The organism is Labrenzia sp. 011 (assembly GCF_003075075.1).
GTDB lineage: Bacteria > Pseudomonadota > Alphaproteobacteria > Rhizobiales > Stappiaceae > Roseibium.
In genome coordinates, this window is sequence record NZ_QCYM01000007.1 from 22,297 (window position 1) to 45,960 (window position 23,664).

General features: G+C 63.7%; 24 protein-coding genes. 10 read left to right on the forward strand and 14 right to left on the reverse strand.

The annotated features are described in order from the left end of the window. Positions 1-81: 81 nt before the first annotated feature. Positions 82-1,347 carry a glycerate kinase gene (locus DCO57_RS09620; RefSeq protein WP_116698682.1) on the reverse strand — a complete coding sequence of 422 codons (1,266 nt, stop codon included), beginning with the start codon at positions 1,345-1,347 and terminating at the stop codon, positions 82-84. A gap of 185 nt (positions 1,348-1,532) precedes the next feature. On the opposite strand from DCO57_RS09620, the gene DCO57_RS09625 reads away from it, so the two are divergent. After that, the gene (locus DCO57_RS09625; protein ID WP_116698683.1) at positions 1,533-1,922 is read left to right on the forward strand and encodes a DUF427 domain-containing protein; all 390 of its coding nucleotides are present in this window, start codon (positions 1,533-1,535) and stop codon (positions 1,920-1,922) included. A gap of 81 nt (positions 1,923-2,003) precedes the next feature. Here DCO57_RS09625 and DCO57_RS09630 read toward each other — a convergent pair whose 3' ends face one another. The 5 genes from DCO57_RS09630 to DCO57_RS09650 are packed head-to-tail and all read right to left on the reverse strand — an operon-like array spanning position 2,004 to position 5,767. After that, positions 2,004-2,375, reverse strand: coding sequence for a phosphate acetyltransferase (locus DCO57_RS09630; RefSeq protein ID WP_116698684.1), 372 nt, complete (start codon positions 2,373-2,375; stop codon positions 2,004-2,006). Further along, positions 2,372-2,761, reverse strand: a complete 390-nt coding sequence (locus tag DCO57_RS09635) for a MaoC/PaaZ C-terminal domain-containing protein (RefSeq protein ID WP_116698685.1) — start codon at positions 2,759-2,761, stop codon at positions 2,372-2,374. Before DCO57_RS09635 ends, DCO57_RS09630 begins: the two co-directional genes overlap by 4 nt. A 3-nt stretch (positions 2,762-2,764) precedes the next feature. After that, positions 2,765-4,306 (reverse strand): AMP-binding protein, encoded by a 1,542-nt coding sequence (locus DCO57_RS09640; RefSeq protein WP_116698686.1) that lies wholly within the window; start codon positions 4,304-4,306, stop codon positions 2,765-2,767. Between the two features lie 50 nt (positions 4,307-4,356). Continuing rightward, on the reverse strand, positions 4,357-5,157 hold the full coding sequence (locus DCO57_RS09645; RefSeq protein ID WP_208977877.1) for an enoyl-CoA hydratase/isomerase family protein: 801 nt from the start codon (positions 5,155-5,157) through the stop codon (positions 4,357-4,359). Next, positions 5,141-5,767, reverse strand: a complete 627-nt coding sequence (locus DCO57_RS09650; protein ID WP_244287918.1) for a TetR/AcrR family transcriptional regulator — start codon at positions 5,765-5,767, stop codon at positions 5,141-5,143. The genes DCO57_RS09645 and DCO57_RS09650 overlap by 17 nt, the downstream gene beginning before the upstream one ends. Positions 5,768-6,123: 356 nt before the next feature. On the opposite strand from DCO57_RS09650, the gene hemA reads away from it, so the two are divergent. The 7 genes from hemA (at position 6,124) to DCO57_RS09680 (ending at position 11,820) form a co-directional block, all read left to right on the forward strand. Further along, a complete protein-coding gene (gene hemA, locus DCO57_RS09655; RefSeq protein ID WP_116698817.1) occupies positions 6,124-7,341 on the forward strand; it encodes a 5-aminolevulinate synthase in 1,218 nt (405 codons plus the stop codon). 372 nt (positions 7,342-7,713) lie between these two features. Then, on the forward strand, positions 7,714-9,324 hold the full coding sequence (locus tag DCO57_RS09660) for a glutamate synthase-related protein (protein WP_116698688.1): 1,611 nt from the start codon (positions 7,714-7,716) through the stop codon (positions 9,322-9,324). Between the two features lie 25 nt (positions 9,325-9,349). Continuing rightward, complete coding sequence (locus tag DCO57_RS09665) at positions 9,350-9,589, forward strand: hypothetical protein (protein ID WP_244287919.1); 240 nt, start codon at positions 9,350-9,352, stop codon at positions 9,587-9,589. Continuing rightward, on the forward strand, positions 9,586-9,756 hold the full coding sequence (locus tag DCO57_RS23505) for a hypothetical protein (RefSeq protein ID WP_165814704.1): 171 nt from the start codon (positions 9,586-9,588) through the stop codon (positions 9,754-9,756). The genes DCO57_RS09665 and DCO57_RS23505 overlap by 4 nt, the downstream gene beginning before the upstream one ends. Continuing rightward, positions 9,753-10,820: a Rieske 2Fe-2S domain-containing protein gene (locus DCO57_RS09670; RefSeq protein ID WP_116698689.1), complete on the forward strand. Its 1,068-nt coding sequence runs from the start codon at positions 9,753-9,755 to the stop codon at positions 10,818-10,820. The genes DCO57_RS23505 and DCO57_RS09670 overlap by 4 nt, the downstream gene beginning before the upstream one ends. Then, the gene (locus tag DCO57_RS09675; protein WP_116698690.1) at positions 10,817-11,578 is read left to right on the forward strand and encodes a hypothetical protein; all 762 of its coding nucleotides are present in this window, start codon (positions 10,817-10,819) and stop codon (positions 11,576-11,578) included. Before DCO57_RS09670 ends, DCO57_RS09675 begins: the two co-directional genes overlap by 4 nt. Continuing rightward, positions 11,575-11,820 (forward strand): hypothetical protein, encoded by a 246-nt coding sequence (locus DCO57_RS09680; protein WP_116698691.1) that lies wholly within the window; start codon positions 11,575-11,577, stop codon positions 11,818-11,820. The genes DCO57_RS09675 and DCO57_RS09680 overlap by 4 nt, the downstream gene beginning before the upstream one ends. Before the next feature lie 73 nt (positions 11,821-11,893). Here DCO57_RS09680 and DCO57_RS09685 read toward each other — a convergent pair whose 3' ends face one another. The 8 genes from DCO57_RS09685 to DCO57_RS09720 all read right to left on the reverse strand — a co-directional run bounded on the left by DCO57_RS09685 (position 11,894) and on the right by DCO57_RS09720 (position 21,206). Continuing rightward, positions 11,894-12,688, reverse strand: coding sequence for an alpha/beta hydrolase (locus DCO57_RS09685; protein WP_208977878.1), 795 nt, complete (start codon positions 12,686-12,688; stop codon positions 11,894-11,896). Beyond that, positions 12,685-13,746, reverse strand: coding sequence for a branched-chain amino acid ABC transporter permease (locus DCO57_RS09690; RefSeq protein ID WP_116698692.1), 1,062 nt, complete (start codon positions 13,744-13,746; stop codon positions 12,685-12,687). The genes DCO57_RS09685 and DCO57_RS09690 overlap by 4 nt, the downstream gene beginning before the upstream one ends. A 7-nt stretch (positions 13,747-13,753) precedes the next feature. After that, positions 13,754-14,782, reverse strand: coding sequence for a branched-chain amino acid ABC transporter permease (locus DCO57_RS09695; RefSeq protein WP_116698693.1), 1,029 nt, complete (start codon positions 14,780-14,782; stop codon positions 13,754-13,756). Continuing rightward, positions 14,779-15,504: an ABC transporter ATP-binding protein gene (locus tag DCO57_RS09700; RefSeq protein WP_116698820.1), complete on the reverse strand. Its 726-nt coding sequence runs from the start codon at positions 15,502-15,504 to the stop codon at positions 14,779-14,781. The genes DCO57_RS09695 and DCO57_RS09700 overlap by 4 nt, the downstream gene beginning before the upstream one ends. Next, a complete protein-coding gene (locus DCO57_RS09705; protein ID WP_116698694.1) occupies positions 15,504-16,295 on the reverse strand; it encodes an ABC transporter ATP-binding protein in 792 nt (263 codons plus the stop codon). The genes DCO57_RS09700 and DCO57_RS09705 overlap by 1 nt, the downstream gene beginning before the upstream one ends. 280 nt (positions 16,296-16,575) lie before the next feature. Beyond that, positions 16,576-17,772, reverse strand: a complete 1,197-nt coding sequence (locus DCO57_RS09710) for a substrate-binding domain-containing protein (protein ID WP_116698695.1) — start codon at positions 17,770-17,772, stop codon at positions 16,576-16,578. A 1,558-nt stretch (positions 17,773-19,330) separates the two neighbouring features. After that, positions 19,331-20,392, reverse strand: a complete 1,062-nt coding sequence (ugpC, locus tag DCO57_RS09715; RefSeq protein WP_116698696.1) for a sn-glycerol-3-phosphate ABC transporter ATP-binding protein UgpC — start codon at positions 20,390-20,392, stop codon at positions 19,331-19,333. Positions 20,393-20,417: 25 nt separating this feature from the next. Further along, on the reverse strand, positions 20,418-21,206 hold the full coding sequence (locus tag DCO57_RS09720; RefSeq protein ID WP_208977879.1) for an IclR family transcriptional regulator: 789 nt from the start codon (positions 21,204-21,206) through the stop codon (positions 20,418-20,420). 118 nt (positions 21,207-21,324) lie between these two features. Between DCO57_RS09720 and DCO57_RS09725 the strand changes: the two genes are divergently transcribed. Next, entirely contained in the window at positions 21,325-22,584 is a 1,260-nt protein-coding gene (locus tag DCO57_RS09725) for an ABC transporter substrate-binding protein (RefSeq protein ID WP_116698698.1), read from the forward strand. Positions 22,585-22,745: 161 nt separating this feature from the next. Further along, the gene (locus DCO57_RS09730; protein ID WP_116698699.1) at positions 22,746-23,663 is read left to right on the forward strand and encodes a sugar ABC transporter permease; all 918 of its coding nucleotides are present in this window, start codon (positions 22,746-22,748) and stop codon (positions 23,661-23,663) included. Position 23,664: the final 1 nt, after the last annotated feature.

Here is a 23,664-nt window from a genome sequence, read left to right on the forward strand (position 1 = left end):
TTTCCGGCCCCCTGCCCTGCGCCACCCTGGCAGGCCATTCAGCTTGCGGTTGGCTTTGTGGGAAAGCCCATGGCCCAAGGATCAGCGCCCCCGGTCAATTCGGATGGCCCGAAAATCATTCACATTGGTGAGGGTCGGTCCCGTGACAACCTGATCGCCAAGCACCTCGAAAAAGCTGTGCGCATCATTGTTGGCCAGCGCCTTTTCCGCCAGCAGTCCTGCGGCCAGCGCCTTTTCAAGCGTCTCCGGTCCGATCGTGGCTCCGGCCACCTCCGCCGCTCCATCGACACCATCCGTATCGCAGGCGATCGCATGAATGCCGGCAGCCCCCTGAAGCGCCAGAGCCAGCGCCAGCGCATATTCCGCATTCGGTCCGCCGATGCCGTCGCCGCGCCGGGTCACGGTCAACTCGCCCCCGGACAGAAGAACGAGCGGGCGGCCCGCGTCCCCACGCTCCCGCTGACGCCGCAGGGCCAGTTCCGCGTGCTCCCGGGAAACCTCCTGCGCCTCCCCTTCGAGCGCATCGCCGAGAACCTCCACATCGCAGCCCTCCTCCTCCGCCAGTTGCTTCGCCGCTTCCAGCGATTGGGAGGGCGCCGCGAAAATCCTGTTGGAGACCCGTCCGAGCCGCTCGTCTCCGGGTGCCAGAACGCCGCTGCGGCCGGCAAGCACCTGCCTGACGGACTCAGGCACTTCGATCTTCCACTGCTCCAGAATGGCTTTCGCATCATCCGCGGTACTGGCATCGCCCACCGTCGGTCCCGAACCGATTTCCGCCGGGTTGTCGCCCGGAACATCCGACATGAGCAGGGCCAGCATTTTCGCCGGATAGGCCGCGGCGGCAAGCTGCCCGCCCTTGACCCGGCTCAAATGCTTGCGCACCACATTCATCTGGCCGATGGGCGCACCCGAAACCAGAAGCTTCTGGTTGACCTCCTGCTTTTCCTTCAGCGTGATCGTGCCCGCCGGGGCTGTCAGGAGTGCCGAGGCGCCCCCGGAAATCAGCGCCAGCACGAAATCGTCTTCCCCGAGCCCTTCAAGCAGATCCAGCATCCGCTCCGTGGCGGAAAGGCCGATCTCGTCCGGAATGGGGTGTGCCGCCTCGACGATCTCGATCCCCTCGCACGGGCGCCCATAGCCGTAGCGCGTGATCACGAGGCCTTCGCAAGGTCCCCAGGACGCTTCGACCGCTTCCGCCATGCGGGCCGATGCCTTGCCGGCACCGATCACCACAACGCGCCCGGCCGGCTTTTCCGGCAGATGGGCGGCCAGGCTCTTCATCGGATCTGCCACGTCGACAGCCCGCAGGAACAGCCGCCGCAAAAAATCGTCAACCGCATCGCCCATGGGGAACCGCCTCATAAATCCGCATCATTGCTCTGGAACGCAGTTTCAGCAGAATTTTCAGGGCACTGCCACCCCCTTGTCCGCCGAAACCGTCCAAAACGGCATTTCACGGCAATGTCAGAACTTTGCTTTTGCCATTTCGGCCCGGACACATCACTTTCTGACTGGAATACAAGGAGCGCCCGATGACAGCCGAAACAGGTCCGGCCCTGGAAAACGCCATTCGAAACCCGGCCAATCCCGCCCATCTCATGGTGATCAGGGACATTCCGCGCCGCATGCGCATTTATGCGGGCGAGACGCTGCTGGCGGACAGCACGGCGGCAGTCCGTGTGATGGAGATCGGCAGATCGGTCTACGATCCGGTGGTCTATGTGCCGGAAGCCGATCTCGCCGCCGATTTCGGAAAAGTGGACAAATCCACCCATTGCCCGATCAAGGGCGACGCCAGTTACGTGTCCCTCGACGGAGAGGAAATCGGCTGGGTCTACGGAACTCCGATCGCCATGGCCGGCCGGCTTGCCGGTCACTATGCGTTCTGGCCGGCAAAGGTGCGCGTCGTCGAAGGCGAATAGCGCTCCGCCTCCCCCCTCGGGATGCGGAGCCTTGCCGCAAACCCAGCCCTCCGCATGATGGCCATGCGTGACAACGCCCGGCTATCCCTTGCCGACATCCTCCACATAGACCAGTGCCCGCCCCTGACAGATCCGTGTCCCGTCCGCCGCTTCGCACACGGTCTCCAGATCGACGAGATGCTTCTCGGGCCGCAGACGCGTGACGGTAACCGACGCGGTCAGGGCCACTCCAACAGGCGCTTCGGCCAGGAACTCCAGGCTCTGCTTGAGATAATTGGTCCCGCGCCCGGGCAGCTTCACCCCGAGCAGATAGGAAAACAGCCCGCCGATCAGCGGACCGGGAACCGACCGGGGCACTTCAGCGTCATCTCCCGCCAGCCGGGCAAAATCGCGCATGTCCTGATCGCTGTAGGTCCGGGTCAGTTCCTCTCTCTGGCGGAGTTCCAGCATCATCGGCGTTCTCCCAGGTCGCAGGTTCCCGAAAGCGTCACCGCTCCGTCCGCGCTGCGCGCCACCTCGATGAGGATGCGATCCGGCTGTTGCGGATTTTCCGAAAACGAAATCGTCAGTTCCTCGTCCGCATAGGCCGGGTTCGGAAACATCAGGGTCTGCACCCTGTGCGCGCGCCCGGGATAAAGCGCCTGTAGCCGGGCGAAGACCCGCGTATAGAGCAGCATGCCGTGCGAAACCGTGCGCCCGAAGCGCGTGCGTGCCGAAAATGCCGGATCCACATGGATCGGGTTGTCATCGCCCGACAGGTCGGCAAAGGCATCGAAATCGGCCTGCCGGGGAATCCAGGTGAACGAGTGCGTCCCCTGCGCTTCGTCGGCGGTTGTCATCGTTCAGGCGTCCTCCGGTGTCTTGTCTGCGCAGGTCATGTCCTTGAGTAGGTTCTTCCGCACCTTGCCTGCCGCCGTGCGGGGCAGATCGTCGACGACGGAAAAACTCTTCGGAATCTTGTACGGCGCGATGCGGCTCCGGCACCAGCCGGGCAGGTCGTCCGTATGGAGGTTTTCGCCGGGCCGGAGGATCAGGAAGGCCGCGCCGGTCTCGCCCCATGTATTGTCCGGCACCCCGACGACCACCGCTTCGAGGATCGCCGGATGGCTGACCAGAACCTTTTCCACCTCGGCGGGATAGACGTTCTCGCCGCCGGAAATATACATGTCCTTGAGCCGGTCGACGATGTAATAGTAGCCGTCCTCGTCCCGTCGCCCCACATCGCCCGACTTCAGCCAGCCGTCCACGGTGAAGGCCTCGGCCGTTGCCTGCGGATTGTCCATATAGCCGGGAGTGATGTTCGGGCCGCGGAACTGGACTTCCCCTTCTCCCGGACCGACCACAACGCCACCCTCCGCGTCCGCCAGCCGGACCTCGGTGAGAATCTGCGGTTTTCCCACCGAGCCGATTTTCGCGCCCGCATGGGGCTTGTCCATCAGGAACACGGTCGGCCCCGTTTCGGTCATGCCCATGCCGTTGCAGATGGTGACACCGCGTTTCTGGAAATCGGTCAGAAGATGCCCGGGAACCGGTGCACCGCCGCATCCCAGATAGCGGACGCTTGAAAAATCGGTCCTGTCGATCCGGTCGGAAAGCGCCAGTGCCTGGTAGATGGCCGGAACCCCGAAGAAGCTCGTCACCTCGCCCGCATCGATCAGGTCCAGCACCACATCGGCATCGAACTTGCGCAGGATGGTCGACGATCCGCCGTTCAGAAAGACCGGCAGCGTCGGCAGGTTGATCCCCGCCGTATGGAACAGCGGCAGGAAGTTGACGCTTCTGTCCCCTGCCGTCAGCCCTGCCGCCTGGGAATAGTTGATCATGTTGGCATAGGCCATGCCGGCGGTCTGGATAACGGCCTTGGGAAGACCGGTGGTGCCGGATGTGAGCATCAGATACCAGGGCGCAGACGCCTTGATCCTGCCGGCGGCGATGGCCGCCGGGCTGGCCGCCTGCAGGATCTCGTCCAGCGCGCTGCCGGACGCCCCCATTGCTCCCAGCGCCATCAGTCCGGCTCCGGTTTCCTCCGCCAGTTCCGCCGCTTTCTCCGCGAAGGCGCCATCGTGAAAAATCAGCCTTGCTCCCGAAGCCTCGAGAACCGGCTTCAGCTCCGCCACCGGCTGGCGCCAGTTGAGCGGCACCGGCAGAAGTCCGGTCTTCTGCGCCGCGAACAGGAGAACGAAGAAATCCGGATGGTTGAGACAAAGGACCGCGACGCGATCACCCTCTGCAAGGCCACGTTCCAGAAGCACATTGCCCAGCCGGCTGGCGCGGCTGTTGACCTCGCCGAACGTGAAGCTGCGGCCGGTATCGTGGTCTGTAAAAGCAACCGCATCCGGCGTCAGTTCCGCCCGCTTTGCGGCCATATCCGTCAAAAACTCCATGTGTCCTCCCAGGCACTTTAAAGTTCTTCTCTCACTCTGCCCGGCTCGCGTCAGGCACGCTCCTTTTTGAATCTCCTCATGCCTTCAAGCGTTTCCGGCCGGGTAACGAGCTCCAGAAACCGGGTCATTTCCTGATCGAGACGGCTCCTCACCACTGCGCGCCTCTGGTCGTCCCAGATCTTTTCCCTCGTCGCCCTGTGTGTCTGGGCAAAGCCTCTTGCAAGATCCGCCGTCCATTCCCCGATCCGGGTCTCAAGGTCCGCCGAGGGGCAGATGCTGGTGGCCAGCCCGAGAGCGAGGGCCTCGGCCGCGCCGATCCGCTCGTTGCGGTACTGGATCTGAAGCGCCTTGGCGGTGCCGATCCGGTCGGGCAGAAGCGCGGTCCAGCCACCGTCCGGACCGAAGCCGACCTCGGAATAGTAGGGCTGCACAAAGGCATCTTCCGCCATCGCCACAAGATCGGCGGCCAGCATCAGGCCGGTTGATCCACCCGTCACCGGGCCGTTGATCGCCGCCAGGACCGGAGCGGGAAAGGCAAGCAGATCCAGAATGGCCTCATGCAGTCCGCCCACGAGCCGTTCCGAATAGGCGGTCAGGTCCGCGAGGGAAGCGGCGTGTTCCAGGAAACCGCCCACATCGCCGCCTGTCGAGAAGCTGCGCCCCCTGGCGCCCAGGACAAGCGCCAGCGGATCCAGCGCTGCCGCCCGGGCCACGGCGGACCGCAGATCGGACACAAGTTCGGGAATGAGGGCATTGTGGCGTTGCGGCCGGTTCAGCCACAGCCATACCGCCCCGTCCCGGATGTCTCTTTCGACGAAACTCACCGCCCCGGCCTCATGGTTTGAGTCCATTTGCGATCAGGTCGTGGGCGCTTGCGACAATCTCCGGTATCGGCTTGTCAGCCTCGAAGACGACAAGCTGCTCGCCCAGGGACCGTCCGATTCCCATAAGGGCCCAGGCGCGGGTTTCCGCGTCCCCCGCGGAAATCTGGCCCGCCTCTTCCGCTGCGACAAGACCGGCGCGATAGCCGTCCGCAAAAGTCAGATAATATTCCCGGTAGGCCTGTGGATCGACGAACAGCGCCTCCTGAACGATCCGGTAGAGATCTGGATGCGCACGGACGAATTCCAGAAAGGCCGTCAGACCCGCCTTCTCGGCATCGAGCCGGTCGAAAATGCCCTGCGTGGCCTCCGCGATCGTGTGGCGGACGAGACGGCCCATTTCCAGAACCAGCTCCGAGAAGACCTGCTCCTTGGTGGCGAAATAAATATAGAACGTGCCTTGGGCGACACCCGCTTCGCTGGTAATCTGTCCGATGGACGCGTCGTTGTAGCCTCTGGCGCCGATAACCCGCTCAGCGGCGGACAGAATCGCCTTCCGCGTTGCTTCCCCGCGCGCCGTCTTCGGCTGGTTGCCGGGCGCCTTTTGCGGCGCCTTTGCCTGTCCGGGCGATTTCGCCACGTCCGGATCCTCCCAATTCCCATGAAACATGAATCAGTATTCATGTTTACCGATTGAAAGCAAGAAACTTCTCGTGAAGCGTCCCGTTTATCGAATCCTGGCGGCTTTTTTCAGGCCCCTTCCGGGTGCAAACCGGGCAATCCGGGGCCGAAATAAAACTATGGCGTTTGGACGCACCCGCGCCAATTGACCTTGATCAACGACGCAGGTCTGATAATGCAGTTTTGAATAACTATAAATTGGCTGCTATGCTGGGACGGGTGCCCGGATAATAGGCAGCGGAGAGGCCGCGGGGACACGACGCGGCAGAAGAGAGGCGCTGCGCCAGGATGCGCGGCGACAAGGAGACCGGTAGCATGGACGTGAATGCGTATCTGGAAGAGCGCCTGAGTAAACTGCATGACAATGGCAATTACAGGGTATTCGCTGATCTGGAACGCAAGTCCGGAGAATTTCCGCGCGCCATACGCTATCGGGAAGACGGCTCCGTCCAGGACGTGACGGTCTGGTGTTCCAATGACTATCTCGGCATGGGTCAGAACCCGAAAGTTGTCGAGGCCATGCAGGACGTCATCGCCAAATGCGGTGCGGGCGCGGGCGGAACGCGCAATATCTCCGGCACGAACCACTATCACGTGCTCCTGGAGCAGGAACTGGCCGACCTTCATGCCAAGGAAGCGGCCCTGATCTTCACCTCCGGCTATGTGTCCAACTGGGCCGCCCTCGGCACCCTGGCTTCCCAGGTACCGGGCATGATCGTCTATTCCGATGCCCTCAACCACGCCTCGATGATCGAGGGCATCCGTCATGCCCGCTGCGAAAAACGTGTTTTCAAGCACAATGACGTAGCCGACCTGGAACGCCTGATGGCTGCGGACGACCCGGACGCCCCGAAGCTGGTGGCCTTCGAAAGCGTCTATTCCATGGATGGCGATGTCGGACCGATCAGCGATATCTGCGACGTGGCCGACCGATTCGGCGCCATGACCTATCTCGACGAAGTCCATGCGGTCGGCATGTACGGCCCGCGCGGTGGCGGCGTCGCCGAGCGCGAAGGCCTGATGGACCGGCTGACCGTGATCGAAGGCACGCTCGGCAAGGCGTTCGGCGTGATGGGCGGTTATATCACCGCCTCCAGAACCGTTATCGACTTCGTCCGCTCCTTCGCCTCCGGCTTCATCTTCACCACGGCCCTGCCGCCGGCTCTGGCCGCCGGCGCCGCCGCCTCCATCCGCCACCTGAAGGACAGCCCCTTCGAGCGCAAGGCGCACAAGGACCGGGTCGCCCAGGTACGCGCCGCCCTCGACAAGCGCGGCATTCCGCACATGGAAAACCCCAGCCACATCGTTCCGGTGATGGTCGGCGATGCCAAGAAGTGCAAATGGATTTCCGACATCCTTCTGGACACCTACGGCATCTACGTGCAGCCGATCAATTACCCGACCGTCCCGGTCGGCACCGAGCGTCTGCGCTTCACGCCGACGCCCCTGCACACGGCCGAGGATATCGAACACCTCGCCGAGGCGATCAACGACCTGTGGTCGCAATGCGCCCTCGCCCGGGCCGTGGCATAAACACTTCCGAACGGAATTCTTCTGAAAAACCCGCTCTTCCGAGGGCGGGTTTTTGCTGTTTGACCGATCAAATGTCCGTCGGCCCGACGGATATTCGCTGCACGCCCGACCGATGCCCAAAATTACCTTGCGGAAACTCACAACTGCCACACGCCACCGTCATCTGTTTATGATTTGAACTGGCGTCGCAGATCTGTCCTGATGATATCACGGGCCTGAACGACACTTCCGGAACTGACCGTGTCTTGTTTCAGACCAGGGGAACGGGAGAGCGGTCACGGCCTGAACCGACGCCGTGCTGCCGCGTTTTGGCGCACCGGTCGTGAGCCAATCATTCAGCCAGGGCGGAAGCGCCGGTAGCCGGGGGAAGACATGAAAAAGCAGGTTGTTGCGAAGCTGAGCGATTTGCCGGACCGCGATCCGCGCTATGCGCTTGTGGCGGATGTGGATCTGGTCGTCGTGCGCTTCGACGGGGATGTCGCCGTCTTCTACGGCCGCTGCCTGCATCGCGGAGCGCTGATGTCCGACGGCTACGTGGATGGCCACAACCTGATTTGCGGCGTGCACTACTGGGACTACCGGCTCGACAGCGGCGTGTCCGAATACAACAATTCCGAAGCCCTGCCGAAATTCAGCAGCTGGATCGAGGATGGCGACATCCTCGTGGACGAAGACGAAATCACCGCCTGGGCCCTGGACAACCCGCAGCCCTTCGACCGCGAGCAGTATCTCGGCCTTTATGCCGACACCGGCCACGGGACCGAGGAAGAGCCCTATAACGGCCTGATCCGGCAATATGCCCGCGACGGCCTGTCCCGGACCGGCCACCATGGCAATGTCGATGCCATGGGCGTGCCGCGCGCGCAATTACCCGACTGGGACGACATCCAGATCCTGACCGCCCAGCTCCAGCGCTTCCCTCTGCTGGATGACGACCCGGTCGGCACCGACGTCGTTATCGGTCCGAATGCGCAAAAACCGCTGCGGCTCGATATCCCGCTGCTGGTCTCCGACATGAGTTTCGGCGCCCTGTCCGAGCAAGCCAAGATTGCCCTGGCACGCGGTGCGGAGCTCGCCGGAACGGGGATCTGCTCGGGCGAAGGCGGCATGCTGCCGGAAGAGCAGGAAGCCAACTCCCGTTATTTCTACGAACTCGCCTCGGCCCGCTTCGGCTTTGGCTGGGACAAGCTCTCAAGGGTTCAGGCCTTCCACTTCAAGGGCGGCCAGGGAGCCAAGACAGGCACCGGCGGCCATCTGCCCGGCGCCAAGGTGAAGGGCAAGATCGCCGAAGTCCGCGGACTGAAGGAAGGCGAGGACGCGATCTCGCCGCCGCGCTTTCCCGACTGGACGGATCTCGCCCAGATCAGGGACTTCGCCGACGAAGTGCGCGGCCGCACGGGCGGCATCCCGATCGGCTACAAGCTCTCCGCCCAGCATATCGAAAAGGATATCGACGCGGCGCTGGAGATCGGCGTCGACTACATCATCCTGGACGGCCGCGGCGGCGGTACAGGCGCCGCGCCGGTCATCTTCCGCGACAACATTTCCGTGCCCACCATCCCGGCGCTCGCCCGCGCCCGGCGCCATCTGGACAGGCTCGGGCGCGCCGATGTGACCCTGATCATCACCGGCGGCCTGCGCAAGCCGGCCGATTTCGTCAAGGCACTGGCGCTCGGGGCCGATGCGGTCGCCCTGTCCAATTCGGCCATGCAGGCCATCGGCTGCATCGCCATGCGCGCCTGCCACACCAACAACTGCCCGGTCGGCATCGCCACCCAAAAACCCCATCTGGTGAACCGGCTGCAGGTCGAGAAATCCGCCCGCCAGCTCACCAATTTCTTCGAGGCATCCGTGGAGCTGATGCAGGTGATGGCCCGCGCCTGCGGCCATGATCACCTCAACCGGTTCCGCCCGGAGGATCTGACCACCTGGAAACGGGAAATGGCGGATCTCTCCGGTGTCGCTTATGGTGGCGTGACATGAGCAAACGCGCGCGTCAGGAGACGCCATGATGCAGACCGCCGCCTTGCTGATCGAGATCGGCCGCTACTATCTGATCGCCGGCGGCATTGTCGCTGCCCTGTTTCTGGTCATCGGCATCGACCGGGTGGAACCTTCGGCGCGCGGCTCCCATGCCTTCCGGCCGTTGCTGATCCCCGGCATCTGCCTGATCTGGCCTCTGGTGCTCTGTCGCTGGTATGCGCTTGAAAGACGCGGACCTGCGGATCCGGCGGAGGACAGCCGATGAAGCGCGCCCACCGCACCGCCCACGCCCGCATCTGGACCGTCCTCGGCATTGTCCTGCCGCTTGCCTTCTTCGCCATTCTCGCCCTGCGCCAGACACCGCCGGCCGACCGGCCCGCCGTCCTGATCGAAGCCCCTGCAGAAGGCTCCGGCGAGGAGGCCGCGCAATGAGCGTCCAGTACACCCCGGTCCTGTGGAACCGGAACAAGATCCTCTATGACGCCGCACTGCTGATCGCCGTGGCTCTCTACCTCTATGTCTTCATCCGTGTCGGCCCGATGTTCGAGGATGTCACCAGGCCGATCGACGGCGCGATCCTGAGAATGCGCGCCTTCGGCAGCTGCGCCTTCCTGATGCTGACCGTGATCCTGTGCATAGGGCCGCTGGCTCGTCTCGACCGGCGCTTTCTGCCGCTGCTTTACAACCGGCGCCACTTCGGGGTCATGACCGCCGGCATCGCCGCCGTCCACGCCAACTACGTGCTCGGCTGGTATTTCAGCTTTTCGCCCACGGACAAATATGTCGCCCTGCTGGCCTCCAACACCGGATATACCCAGCTGCTCGGATTTCCGTTCGAGGCCCTGGGCATCGCCGCCCTGCTCATCCTCTTCGTGCTGGCCGCAACCAGCCATGATTTCTGGCTGAGCTTTCTGGGCGCGCCGCTCTGGAAGGCGCTGCATATGACCATCTATGCGGCCTATGTCCTCGTGGTGCTGCATGTCGCCCTCGGGGCCCTGCAGGGACCGGGAGACCCGGTCCTCACCACCCTCGTCGCGGCGGGCGTCATTCTGGTCTGCGGCCTGCACCTTGCCGCCGGACGCATGGAAGCCGGGCGGGACCGCGGCGAGGAAACCGCCCGGAACTCACCGGAAGAAACCGGCTGGGTTGTTGCCTGCGAGGTCGGCGACATCGACGACGACTGCGCCAGGGTCGTGACACTCGACGGCGGCGAACGGGTGGCGATCTTCAAGTACGACGGCAAGCTTTCCGCCATCACCAATGTCTGCGCCCATCAGAACGGCCCGCTCGGTGAGGGCAAGGTCCTGTGGGGCTGCATCACCTGCCCCTGGCACGGATACCAGTACAATCTCGCCGACGGCCGCGCTCCGGCACCCTTCACCGAGAAGGTCTCCACCTACCGGCTGAAACTGGCCGGCGCGACCGTCCTGCTCGATCCCGATGCCCTGCCCCCCGGAACCCATGTAGATCCCGTCGAGATCGGAGGTGCGGCATGACCTGGAAACAGCGCACGCAGGCCCCCTTTTACGTGGGCTATCTCAATGCGGTGCCGAAACCGCTCGTGGTTTTCCTCACCGTCTTCGCGCTCTGTTTCATCGCCGGCCTGGGAATCGCGGCCCTTGCGCTCTCCTCGACGCAGAACGATCCGGGCAACGGCGGCTTTCAGTGGGGCAACCGGTTCGAGCAGGCCGGCGTCCTGGAACTGCGGCCCTATCCGGTCTTCCGGGTGCCTGCCGATGGCGACACCCCTGCCCGCACCTACATGCTCGCCGGTCAGGGCAAACGCGGTGTCTTCGACGCCGCCGAAACCAACAGGCAGAAGACCGTCAGCCTGCGCGGCGTGCCGATCAGTCGCGGCGACCTTACCATGATCCAGGTCGGCAAGGTGACCATGTCCGACGAGCAAGATGCCGGCTTCACGCCGTCGGCGCCGGTGCCTCTCGGCCGCTGGAAACTGACCGGCGAGATCTGCGACGGCAAGTGCTATGCCGGTGCCATGCGCCCGGGCCGGGGCCTTGCCCACAAGGCCTGCGCGGATCTGTGTCTCACTGGCGGCACCCCGCCCGTCTTCGTCTCCTCCGGCCCCATCGAAGGACGCAGCTTCTTCCTGATGGCGGACCGTGAGGGCAATCTTCTCGGCGACGAGATCGATCCGCTGCTGGCGCTCTATATCGAGGTTGAAGGCGAGATCGAGCAGCTGGATGACCTGATGGTCTTCAGGGCTGATCTGACAACTGCAAGGGTTCTGAAATGAGCAAGCCCACGATCCAGCGCGCATGGCGGACCCTCGTGGTTTCGCTGGTGCTGACAGTTGCCTTCGCGGCGCTCGCCTGGGGCGTGTGGACCTATTCCAATATCGGCGCGCGGACTCTCGCCCCCGGCTCGCTGCTCACCGACATGCGGTTCTTCATCGGTCTCATGGCCGTGTTTGTCGTGCTGTCGATCCTCGACCGGGTCATCGGATACGTGAAGTCGAGGTTTGGCGGAAAGGACTGATACCTACCGCAGTTGACGGGAACCCATTTGATCGCGTTTGGTATGAGGGCCGTTCGACCGCGCGATGGTCCGCTCAAGCCTTGAGCAGGTCGGTCAGCAGACGGTTGAACCGTTCCGGCTCCTCCACATGCGGAGAATGGCCGGAATTCGCGAATTCATGCAGATGGAGGTCCGGGACCGTCTCTTCGTGCCAGCGGGCCATGCCCGGGCCGTAAAGATGGCTGTGGCGCCCCACGACCAGATGCAACGGCCGGGGAAAGGCCTGCAGGAAGGCGCGAAAGTCCTGGTCCGTGAGTGATGCCCACATCGCCTTGAGCAGGACGGGATCGCCTGCAGCGATTTGCGCCTGCGCGAAGGCCAGCAGTTCCGGATCCACCGGACGGTCCGTCGCGAACATCTGCCGGGCAACCTGTTCGGGAAATGCGGCCCAATGGGCAACCATGTTCTCCAGGACCAGCGCATTGACCTCGGCGGTCAGGCCGTTCTGCGACCCGTGCGGCCAGTCCGCGTCATTCACCGCTTTCGGGGACATGTCGATCGCGACAACACTCGAGATCCGTTCCGCGCCATATCGTTCAAGCAGGGAATAGACCACCAGCGCGCCCATGGACCATCCGCACAGGACAACGTCCTTCAGATCCTTTTCGAGCAGATATGTCTGGATCGCATCGGCGGCGGCATCGATTGTCAGGGGAAGCCGGCCGGCGGTCTTGCCATGGCCCGGAAGATCCGGAACGATGCAGCGTGCAACGGACCTGAGCGCCTCGATCTGCCCGTGAAAGAAATCACCGGGACAGGCCCAGCCGTGGGCCATCACCAGGGGCCGTCCCGTTCCCTCGTCGCGGATATGAAGTCCTTGATCGCTCACACACGTCCCGCCCGAAGTCGTCCGACGATGCCGGAAGGAAAGAAATAAACCGACAGGATGAACAAGACACCCAGCCAGAGCAGCCAGCGTTCCGGCGCGACAAGCGTCGAAAACAGCGGAACCGCGCTGGTCGCGTCCGCCGCCACGCCCATCAGCGTCTGAAGATAGGTCTGCGCCAGAATGAACAGGGTTGCCCCCAGAACCGCCCCGTAGAGCGTGCCCATTCCCCCTATCACGACCATCAGCAGAATGTCGATCATGATCTCCATCGACAGGGTCGTCGCCGGACCGGTATAGCGCAGCCAGATGGCCAGCAGCGACCCGGCCAGGGCCGCCATCACGGCGGACAGCACGGTGGCGGTGGTGCGGTACCAAACCACCCGGTAGCCGATGGCTTCCGCCCGGAAGGCATTGTCGCGCACCGCCTTCAGCGTGCGTCCGAAGGGCGAATTGACGATCCGCAGCATCGCCAGGAACAGGATTACGGAGACGAAGAACACCAGGTAATAGGCCAGCAGCTTGCCGTTGATGCGCACACCGAGGATCTTCTCGTCGAACAGCTTGAAGGCGGGTGTCAGCGCGCGCGGAATGCGATAGTTGAGCCCGTCTTCCCCGCCGGTCAGCCAGGACATCTGCGACACCAGCACCGCGAAGGCGCTCGCCACGGCCAGCGTCACCATGGCAAAGAAGATCGCCTTGACCCGCAGCGAGAACAGGCCGATGGCCAGTGCGAAGACCGCAGCCGCAACGGCGCCCGCCACAGTTCCCCAGATCAGCGATCCATAGGACGGTCCCGTCGCGGACAGGGCCAGGGCGGTGCCATAGGCGCCGATGCCGAAGAACATCGTATGGGCGAAGGAGACGATGCCCGCATAGCCGAGCAGCAGATCGTAGCTGGCCACCAGCACAATGAAGATGCAGATCCGGGCAGCGGTCTCCAGCGACCTTGTGCCCGGAAACAGGAAGGGCGCGAAGGCCAGCGAGACGAGCACGATCAGCAGCAGCACGGTCAGGAGCCCGCTGCGCGGCGTGTCGCCGGAAAGAAGCCTGGTCAGCATGGGTCCCTCACTTCGCCTTCACCACCGGATAGAGCCCCTGCGGCCGCCACATCAGGATCGCCACCATCAGCGCAATGGTGGAGACCAGCGCCACCTTGGGCGCCAGGAACGCGGTGTAATTGGCCAGCAGCCCGACCAGCATCGCGCCGATGAAACAGCCTTCGACCGAACCGAGCCCGCCGATGATCACCACGATGAACACCAGCACCATGATCTCCGAGCCCATATGCGCGGTGATCGTCTCCTGATAGAGCCCCCACATGACGCCGCCGAGACCGGCAAGCGCCGAACCGGTCATGAACACGATCAGGAACAGGCGGCGGATGCGATAGCCCAGCGCCTCGACCATCTCGCCGTTTTCCACGCCGGCCCGCACCAGAAGGCCCACCTTGGTGTTCTTCAGGACGTGGCGCATGGCCAGGAACAGCGCAAGCCCGATCCCCACCGCCACCAGCCGGTATTTCTCGATCGCCGCCTCGCCGATCACGAAGGCCCCCTGCAGGGCCTCGGGCCGCGAGATATGCAGCTCGTCCGGCCCCCAGACCACATGGATCATCTGCTGGGCAACGATCAGCCCGCCCATGGTCACCAGGATCTGCTTGAGATGATCACCATAGACCGGCATGACGATCACCCGCTCGAAGGCGTAGCCCAGAAGGCCGGTGACGACCATGGCCGCCAGGATCGCCATCAGCACGGCGGCAAGGTTCAGCATCACGCTCGGCGAGGCGGTCCAGCCCGCCAGCCAGGCCAGCACCGTGAAGCCGACGAAGGCGCCCACGGCCACAAAGGCGCCATGACCGAAATTGATGACATCCATCAGGCCGAAGACCACCGTCAGGCCGGAAGCCATGATGAAGATCATCATGCCCATGGCCAGGCCCGCGACCGTCAGGGTCAGCCAGCTTGACGGATTGCCGATGGCAATCAGCCCGGCCAGAGCCAGCGCGGGCACCAGCAGGACCGGCAGCTTTTGAACGATCCGCTCACCCGCGGGAATCTTCTCGATGCGGGGTTTGATGGCCGCGTTGCTCATTGATGCGCCTCCAGGCTCAGCCCCATCAGTTTTTCCTGCAGGGCGGCGTCTCCGGCCAGCTCCTTCATGGAGCCCGAATGGATGATGCGCCCGTCGTCCATCACGGCGACCGTGTCGCCGATGCCGGACGCCATGGCGAAATTCTGTTCCACCAGCAGGATGGTGGTGTCGGTTTCCTTCAGCTCGCGCAGGGCGTCGGTCATCGCCTTGATGATTGCCGGGGCCAGACCCTTGGTCGGTTCGTCGATCAGGATCAGCCGGCGCGGTTCGATGATCGCCCGGGCCACCGACAGCATCTGCTTCTGTCCGCCCGAAAGCGTTCCGGCGGAGGAATTCCAGAAGGTGCCGATGGGCGGGAACAGTTCCTTGATCCAGGCAAGACGCCTGGCGTCCATCGGTCCGGAGGCCGCCGCCAGGATCATGTTTTCCGCCACGGTCAGATCCGTGAAGATGCCCATGTCTTCCGGCACCAGGGCAATGCCGCGCCGGGAGATCTCCGGGGTGGCAAGCCGCGTGATGAGGCGATCGTCGAAGCGGATATCTCCCTGGCTGGCGGTCCAGAGCCCCATGATGGTGCGCAAGGTGGTGGTCTTGCCGGCGCCGTTGCGCCCCAGGAGCACGGTCACACCGCCTTCGGGCACGGTCAGATCGACCCCCTGCAGGATGTGGTAGGGCCCGATGTGGGTGTGGACACCGGCGAGGGAAAGAAGAGGCTCCGCCATCATGCCGCCTCCCCCGAATTCGCGGATGCGTCCGGCGTCTTGCCGAGATAGGCTTCCTGCACGACGGGCAGCGCGATCACTTCCGCCGGCGCGCCGTCGGCGACCAGAGCGCCGTTGTGCAGCACGATGATCCGGTCCGCCAGCGAGCGGATCACGTCCATCTTGTGCTCGACCAGCAGGATCGTGCGGTCCATGTCGCTCTTCAGCTTGCGGATCAGATCGAGAATGACCGGCACCTCGTCGACGCTCATGCCCGCCGTCGGCTCGTCGAACATCAGCACCTGCGAGCCGAGCGCGATCAGCAGGGCCACTTCCAGCTTGCGCTGGTCACCGTGGGGCAGCGCGGCCACGGTCTGCTCCGCCTTGTCGATCAGCCGCACTTCCGCCAGCACGTGATCGGCCCGCTCCAGCAGTTCCACATGGCTTTCGGCGACGGAAAACAGATCGAACCCCTTGCGCGCTTTCGCCTGGGCCACGAGGCGCACGTTCTCGCGCACGCTCAATGTGGGAAACAGGTTGGTGAGCTGGAAGGCCCGGCCGATGCCCCTGTCCGTGCGTTCGGGCACGGACAGCCGCGTGATCGCCTCGCCATTCAGCAGCACCGCCCCGGAGGTGGCGCTCAGCTGACCGGAAATCAGGTTGAAATAGGTCGTCTTCCCCGCGCCGTTCGGCCCGACGATGGCCGTCAGGCTGCCCCGCTCGAAAGACGCGGACACACCGTCGACCGCCACATGCCCGCCGAAGCGGATGGTCAGGTCTCTGGTTTCCAGAATGGGATGTTCCTTGGCCACGACAGGCTTTCCAGGTTCGAGATGGACGAAAGGGCGGCATCCGGCCGATTTCAACACCGGCCGGACGGACGATCAAGCGGAAGGCGCGGCGAACGAATGTTGCGCGGCGCGAAGGGGCCTGTTTCGGAGAAACAGCCTCCGGTCCTCCAGGTTGTCATCCCCGCCGAAGAGCGGGGATCCGGTCCACCAGGCTTCCGGCACGTGCCCACTCATGTCCAGAGGGCAGGCAGAGTGGACTGGCACATCGGCGAAGGCAGCAAAAGCCGCACCCGACGCCCCCCTAGTTGCGGACCGGAATATCCATGTCCTCGATCGTCAGTTCGCGCACCAGTTCCGGAATGCCCCATTCCACATCCGGATCGACGCGGATCTTGAAGTGATACATGGATTGCAGCGCCTGATGGTCCTCGGCGCGGAATACCATCTTGCCCTTCGGGCTGTCGAATTCCATGCCCTCCATCGCTGCGATCAGCTCTTCCGTATCCGTCGAACCGGCCTTGCGGATGGCTTCCACGATGGCCATGCCCGCGGCCATGCCGCCGGCGGTGAAGAAATCCGGCGGCGTGTCGAACCGCTTCAGGTGCTCGGACACCAGCCAGTCATTCACCGGGTTCTTCGGGATCTCGTAATAGTAATAGGTCGCCCCCTCCATGCCGGGCAGATCCTTGTAGGCCTTCATGGCGGCCAGGATGTTGCCGCCGGTGGCGATCTCCACACCGAAGCGTTCCGGTTCCATGGCCTTGATCTTGCTGATCGGATTGCCACCGCCGGCCCAGATCACGAACAGGAACTTGCGGCCCGGCGCGTCCTTCAGGGCATCGAAGATACGCTGCGCATTGGCGGTGAAGTCCTTGGTGTCCGTCGGCGCATATTCCTCGAACACCAGCTTGGCGCCGGTGCCCTCAAGCGCTTCCCTGAAGGCGGCAACCCCGTCGCGGCCGAAGGCATAGTCCTGCGCCAGGGTGGCGATGGAAACCCCTTCCTGCCCGAGCGCCACCGCATTGGAAATGGCGTCCTGGGAGGAATTGCGCGACGTCCGGAAAACGTAGCGGTTCCAGTTCTCGCCGGTGATCGAATCCGCCACCGCCGGCTCGACGATCAGCAGCTTCTCGTATTCCTCGGCCACCGGCAGCATGGCCAGCGCCACGCCGGAAGACACCGGCCCGACAGCGATATCCACTTCATCGTCGCCATAGGCTTCGGCCAGCACCGCCTTGCCGATATCCGGCTTCAGCTGCGTGTCCTTCTCGATGACCACGATCTTGCGGCCGTCCACTTCCATCGTGCCATCGGTGGCATATTCCAGCCCCATCATCAGCCCCGTATGCGACTGCTTGGCATAAGCCTCCAGCGCGCCGGTCTGGCCGTAGACATGGGCGATTTTTATATCCTCGGCCAGGGCACCGGCAGCGCCCGAGGCGACAATCCCGGCGACGACCATCAACGGCACGGCACGGCGTGTAACGCATTTCATCATGAATTTTCCTCCCGATGGGCACAAGACCCGGCACCCAGTATGAAGCCACTCCCACAGCCTGCATAGGGCCGGCACCGTATCCGGCGCCAAGTCATATATGAAACCTGAATCAGTATTCATGTCAAGACGGAATGCAACACCAACATTCCGGCCTTTCGCGCGGCACGGGGCGTTTCGGAAGCCGCCGCCCCTCGGAGTCCCGGCCTCTTCTATCGGCGCCGCTCCCGCCAACGCCTCCCCTAAGCCTCCCCGAAGGCAGATCCCCTCCCCGCAAGACCGTCCCCTCCAGCACCCGCAGCGCCGTCCCGGCTCAGCCCACATTCCCCCGGCGGTCATCCCCGGCAAGCGCAGCGCGACCGGGGATCCAATCATTTCCAGAGAGATCCGCAAGAGGCACAACATTGCCGAAACAGCCGCGCCTCATTCAGCTCAAGAGCAGGAAGAAAGGTGGAATGGATCCCCGGTCGAGCCGGGGATGACCGTCTCGGGAGCGGCACCTCCGCACCCCAGACCACCGCCCGCGGCCTCTACGGCACCGCCCTCCCCACCGCCTCGTAGCACGACACGGCACCCCCCTGAACTCCGGCCACATTCCCCCGACGGTCATCACCGGCAAGCGCAGCGCGACCGGGGATCCAATCGTTTCCAGAGAGCTCCGCAAAAGGCACGGCATTGCCGAAACGGCAGCGCTTCATTCAGCTCAAGAGCAGGAGGCGAGGCAGTATGGATCCCCGGTCGAGCCGGGGATGACCGCCTCGGGAGGGGCACCTTTGCACCCATTCCACCGCCCGCCGCCTCTACAGCACCGCCCTCCCCGCCCACAAGGCCGGCACGGCACTGTGTGGGCGGATTTTCGCGCTTAGGCCAGGGCAACGTTCCGGACGAGCACAGTACAGACAGCACCACCCTCCCCGCCGCCTCGTAGCACGACACGGAGAACCTCTGAACTCCGACCGCATCCCCCCGGCGGTCATCCCCGGCAAGCGCAGCGCGACCGGGGATCCAATCGTTTCCAGAGAGATCCGCAAGAGGCACAACATTGCCGAAACGGCGGCGCCTCATTCAGCTCAAGGGCAGGAAGAAAGGCGGTATGGATCCCCGGTCAAGCCGGGGATGACCGCCTCGGGAGTGGCACCTCCGTATCCCATACCACCGCCCGCAACGCCGTCTCGGCTCGAGGCCAGGACGGCGCTGTGTGGGTGGATTTTCGCGCTTAGGCCAAGGCAACGTTCCGGACGAGCACAGTACAGACAGCACCACCCTCCCCGCCGCCTCGTAGCACGACACGGTAAACCTCTGAACTCCGACCGCATCCCCCCGGCGGTCATCCCCGGCAAGCGCAGCGCGACCGGGGATCCAATCGTTTCCAGAGAGCTCCGCAAAAGGCACGGCATTGCCGAAACGGCGGCGCCTCATTCAGCTCAAGGGCAGGAAGAAAGGCGGTATGGATCCCCGGTCGAGCCGGGGATGACCGCCTCGGGGGTACCTCCAGCGCACGTGAAACGGAGGTAAGGGTGAATTGGAATTGCCCCTCAAGCCGGGAACATCAATTCCCCCTCTACCGCAACCGCGCCTCCGTCTCCGCATCAAAGAACAACGCCGCCGCCGGATCGAAACTCACCGCAACCGTCCCCTCGGACACCGGTGCCTCCTCCCCCTTGGTCTCGACGATCACCCGCTCGCCGGTCGGGCAGACGAGATAGGAATAGGCCACTCCGCCGAGCTGTTCGCACAGGTCGACGCGGGCGCCGTCCGGGGATGGGGTGATCTGCAGGTGCTGGGGACGCAGGCCCACGAGGACCTTTTGGCCCCTTGCCGGCAGGGCGACGGAGACCGGGACCTTGACACCGCCGAAGGCGGCGATGGTCACTGCGCCATCTTCCGCGATGCCCTCGACGAAATTCATGGCCGGCGAACCGATGAAACCGGCGACGAAGCGGTTGTCCGGATCGGAATAGAGCTGCATCGGCGAGCCGACCTGCTCGATTTTGCCGCCGCGCAGCACGACGATCTTGTCCGCCAGGGTCATCGCCTCCACCTGGTCGTGAGTGACATAGATCATCGTCGCGCCGATGTCCTTGTGCAGGCGGGCGATCTCCACGCGCATGTCGACGCGCAGTTCCGCGTCCAGATTGGACAGCGGTTCGTCGAAGAGGAACACTTCCGGGCCGCGCACGATGGCCCGGCCGATGGCCACGCGCTGACGCTGGCCGCCGGAGAGCGCCTTTGGCTTGCGCTTCAGATATGGGTCGAGCTGCAGGATGCGGCTGGCCTCGGCCACCTTGGCGGCGATTTCCGCCTTGGGATGACCGGTCATCTTCAGGCCGAAACCCATGTTCTCTTCCACGCTCATGTGCGGGTAAAGTGCGTAGGTCTGGAACACCATGGCCACGCCGCGTTCGGCCGGATCCATCTTCGTCACGTCGCGGCCGCCGATGCCGATCTGTCCCGAAGTCGTTTCCTCAAGGCCGGCAATCATCCGCAACAGGGTGGACTTGCCGCAGCCTGACGGTCCCACGAAGACGCAGAATTCCCCGTCGTCGATCTGCAGGTCGACGCCGTGGATGACCTGCATCTCACCATATTTCTTGACGGCCTTGTTCAGTGTGACACCGGACATGAATGTGGAACTCCCTGGAAAGTGGTCAGGCGGGGAACTGCCAGTCTTCGACAGCCTTCGCGATGCTGGCGGCGGCCTCCAGAAGCGCCGGGCGCATTGCCGTCAGCTCCTCCAGACCATTCCGCCGTGTGGTGGTTGTGATCGACAGCGCACCGGCGGGCCGGCCGCCGGCCAGCAGGATGGGCGCGGCGATGCAGATGATGCCGGGCTCGTGCTCCTCCCGGTCGAAGGCGACACCCGCCTGCCGGATCTCCGCCAGCTCCGCCCGCAGGTCCGCCTCGTTGGTCAGCGTCGCGGGCGTGTAGCGGTAGAAGGACTGCTTGCGGATGACATGATCCAGCTCCGCCGGATCGATGAAGGCCATCAGGGCCTTGCCGACACCGGTGCAATAGGCGGGGCCGACCTTGCCGGCCTGCGAGAACATGTCGATGGGACTGGCCGCATTGCGCTTGTCCACATAGAGGACCTGCCCGCTGTCCAGCTGCGCCAGATGAACGGTCTCGCCGGCCTGTTCGGCCAGGGCGTTCAGGTAGGGGCGGGCAATCGGCGCGATGGAGCTTTGCCGCCAGGCCGCATGGGCCAGCCGCACCAGACGGATACCGAGCGTATAGGTCTGGTGCCGGTCGTCATAGGCCAGCATGCCCTGGCTCACCAGGGTCTGGAGCAGCCTGTACAGCGTTGCCTTGGGATGACGGCTGTCGGCCAGCAGCTCGGAAAACCGCACGGGACGGCCCAGGGACGCGACCGTGTCCAGCACATCGAGCGCCTTGCCGACCGTTCCGTCTCCACTTCCCGGGCTTGCCTGCTTGTTCACGAATTCCTCCATCGGTCCGTTTCTTTGCGCCGAACCTGTTGACAACCTAACCCGCCCGCAGCAAAGTATCAATATACAAAACCAAGTTTCAAATAATGGAACCTATAGGGAGGACACCATGCGTTCCATACTGAAGACGTCCGCTGCCGCTATGGCAATTCTGGCGGCGACACTTGGCGGAGCCTCCGCCGATGGCCTGACGGGCAATCTGAAAATCTTCCTGGACACCTCGAATCCGGCGCCGCGTGCGACCATGGAAGAAATGATTGCCCAGTTCGGCGAAAAGAACCCGGACCTGACCATCGAGACGACGGTGATCGACCGGGAGGCCTACAAGACCCAGATCCGCAACTTCCTGACCGCCAATGCTCCGGATGTGGCCAACTGGTACGCGGCCAACCGCATGCGTCCCTATGTGGAAGCGGGCCTCTTCGAGGACGTGTCCGACCTGTGGGCGGACCCGGAAATCGCCGAGAACCTGGCCTCGACCAAGGGCGCGCTGACCATCGACGGCAAGCAGTGGGGCGTGCCCTATACCTACTACCAGTGGGGCGTCTACTATCGGAAGGACATCTTCGACGAGCTGGGCCTGAGCGAACCGGCGACCTGGGAAGAGGAAAAGGCCAACTGCCAGAAGATCCTCGATGCGGGCAAGAAGTGCTACACCATCGGCACCAAGTTCCTTTGGACCGCCGGCGGCTGGTTCGACTATCTGAACATGCGCACCAACGGCTTCGACTTCCACATGGACCTGCTGACCGGCAAGGCCTCCTGGCAGTCCGACGAAGTCCGCAAGACTTTCGCCAACTGGCGCGAGCTCATCGACATGGGCGCCTTCATCGACAATCACCAGACCTACAGCTGGCAGGAAGCCCTGCCGTTCATGGTCAAGGGCGATGCCGCCGCCTACCTGATGGGCAACTTCGCCGTCGCGCCGCTGCGTGACGCCGGTCTGACCGACGACCAGATCGATTTCTACCAGTTCGTGGAAATCACGCCGGGTGTCGAAAAGGCGGAAGACGCTCCGACGGATACCTTCCATATCCCCTCAAACGCCCAGAACAAGGAAGCGGCCCGCGAATTCCTGAAATTCGTGGTCTCCCCGGACGTCCAGACGCAGATCAACGACGGCAAGCACCTCGGCCAGCTGCCGGTGAATGCCAAGTCGTCGGTGGATGACGACAAGTTCCTGATCGAGGGCTTCGAGATGCTGTCGACGAACGCCCCGGGCGGCGTTGCCCAGTTCTTCGACCGCGACGCTCCGGCCGAAATGGCCAAGGTCGCCATGGAAGGCCTGCAGGAATTCATGGTCAAGCCGGACAACCTGGACAAGATCCTGACCCGTCTCGACCGTGCCCGCGAGCGCATCTACAAATAAGGGTCCGACCGACCCGGAACCGGACAGGGTGCCACGGCACCCTGTCCCGCTGTTCCAGGGCGCGAACTCATGAATGAAGACCAGGTCGCCTCAAGGCATTTCGTCTTCATTCGTGAGTTCACATCCCAAGCCTCCGTCGGCCCCTCACGAAGAGTCCCAGCATGGCCCAAGCCTCCGCAGCCGCCTCACGGCAGACCTCCTGGTGGCACCAGAACCAGCAACGGCTCACTCCGTGGCTGTTCCTGGCACCCGGAATCCTGTTTTTCCTGTTCTACGTGATCTTTCCGATCTTCCAGTCCTTCAACCTGTCGCTTTATGAATGGGACGGACTGGGCAAGGCGGAATTTGTCGGTCTCTACAACTACGAAGAGCTCTATTGGGACGACGCGTTCTACACGTCGCTGAAGAACAACGTCATCTGGCTGCTTCTCTATCTGGCCGCCATTCCGGCAGGTCTTTTCATCGCCCTGTTCCTGAACCAGACCGTGACCGGCATCCGGCTCTACAAGTCGCTGTTCTTCTTCCCCTTCGTGATTTCCCAGGTCGTCGTCGGCCTCGTGTTCACCTGGTTCTACGATCCCACCTTCGGCATACTCAACGTGCTGCTGGGCGCCGTCGGCCTGCCGCCGGTCAATGTGCTCGGCGACGAGAACTGGGTCACCGTCGGCATCATCGTCGCCGGCCTGTGGCCGCAAACCGCCTATTGCATGATCCTCTATCTCACCGGCCTCAATGCGGTCGATCCGGAGCAGATCGAAGCCGGACGCCTCGACGGCGCCAAGGGCTGGCGCATGCTCTGGTACATCATCGTGCCGCAGCTGCGTCCCGCCACCTTCATCGCCTTCGTGGTCACCATCATCGGCGCGCTGCGTTCCTTCGACCTGATCTCCGTCATGACCAACGGCGGACCCTTCGGCGCCAGCCGGGTGCTCAGCTTCTACATGTTCGAGGTGGCCCTGTCCGAATACGGCTTCCGCATGGGCTACGGCGCGGCGATCGCCGTGGTGCTGTTCCTCATCATGCTGGCTTTCATCGCCTACTTCCTGTGGTCGATGTACAAGGAAGAAAAGGCGCGCTGAG

Bases quoted from the DNA above. Each gene is read 5' to 3' on its own strand.
- ugpC (WP_116698696.1), bottom strand. From the start codon at position 20,392: ATGTCCGGTGTCACACTGAACAAGGCCGTCAAGAAATATGGTGAGATG.
- DCO57_RS09680 (WP_116698691.1), top strand. From the start codon at position 11,575: ATGAGCAAGCCCACGATCCAGCGCGCATGGCGGACCCTCGTGGTTTCG.
- DCO57_RS09625 (WP_116698683.1), top strand. From the start codon at position 1,533: ATGACAGCCGAAACAGGTCCGGCCCTGGAAAACGCCATTCGAAACCCG.
- DCO57_RS09700 (WP_116698820.1), bottom strand. From the start codon at position 15,504: ATGGCGGAGCCTCTTCTTTCCCTCGCCGGTGTCCACACCCACATCGGG.
- DCO57_RS09675 (WP_116698690.1), top strand. From the start codon at position 10,817: ATGACCTGGAAACAGCGCACGCAGGCCCCCTTTTACGTGGGCTATCTC.
- DCO57_RS09635 (WP_116698685.1), bottom strand. From the start codon at position 2,761: ATGACAACCGCCGACGAAGCGCAGGGGACGCACTCGTTCACCTGGATT.
- DCO57_RS09645 (WP_208977877.1), bottom strand. From the start codon at position 5,157: ATGGACTCAAACCATGAGGCCGGGGCGGTGAGTTTCGTCGAAAGAGAC.
- DCO57_RS09710 (WP_116698695.1), bottom strand. From the start codon at position 17,772: ATGATGAAATGCGTTACACGCCGTGCCGTGCCGTTGATGGTCGTCGCC.
- DCO57_RS09630 (WP_116698684.1), bottom strand. From the start codon at position 2,375: ATGATGCTGGAACTCCGCCAGAGAGAGGAACTGACCCGGACCTACAGC.
- DCO57_RS09695 (WP_116698693.1), bottom strand. From the start codon at position 14,782: ATGAGCAACGCGGCCATCAAACCCCGCATCGAGAAGATTCCCGCGGGT.
- DCO57_RS09660 (WP_116698688.1), top strand. From the start codon at position 7,714: ATGAAAAAGCAGGTTGTTGCGAAGCTGAGCGATTTGCCGGACCGCGAT.
- hemA (WP_116698817.1), top strand. From the start codon at position 6,124: ATGGACGTGAATGCGTATCTGGAAGAGCGCCTGAGTAAACTGCATGAC.
- DCO57_RS23505 (WP_165814704.1), top strand. From the start codon at position 9,586: ATGAAGCGCGCCCACCGCACCGCCCACGCCCGCATCTGGACCGTCCTC.
- DCO57_RS09665 (WP_244287919.1), top strand. From the start codon at position 9,350: ATGATGCAGACCGCCGCCTTGCTGATCGAGATCGGCCGCTACTATCTG.
- DCO57_RS09670 (WP_116698689.1), top strand. From the start codon at position 9,753: ATGAGCGTCCAGTACACCCCGGTCCTGTGGAACCGGAACAAGATCCTC.
- DCO57_RS09725 (WP_116698698.1), top strand. From the start codon at position 21,325: ATGCGTTCCATACTGAAGACGTCCGCTGCCGCTATGGCAATTCTGGCG.
- DCO57_RS09620 (WP_116698682.1), bottom strand. From the start codon at position 1,347: ATGGGCGATGCGGTTGACGATTTTTTGCGGCGGCTGTTCCTGCGGGCT.
- DCO57_RS09640 (WP_116698686.1), bottom strand. From the start codon at position 4,306: ATGGAGTTTTTGACGGATATGGCCGCAAAGCGGGCGGAACTGACGCCG.
- DCO57_RS09690 (WP_116698692.1), bottom strand. From the start codon at position 13,746: ATGCTGACCAGGCTTCTTTCCGGCGACACGCCGCGCAGCGGGCTCCTG.
- DCO57_RS09730 (WP_116698699.1), top strand. From the start codon at position 22,746: ATGGCCCAAGCCTCCGCAGCCGCCTCACGGCAGACCTCCTGGTGGCAC.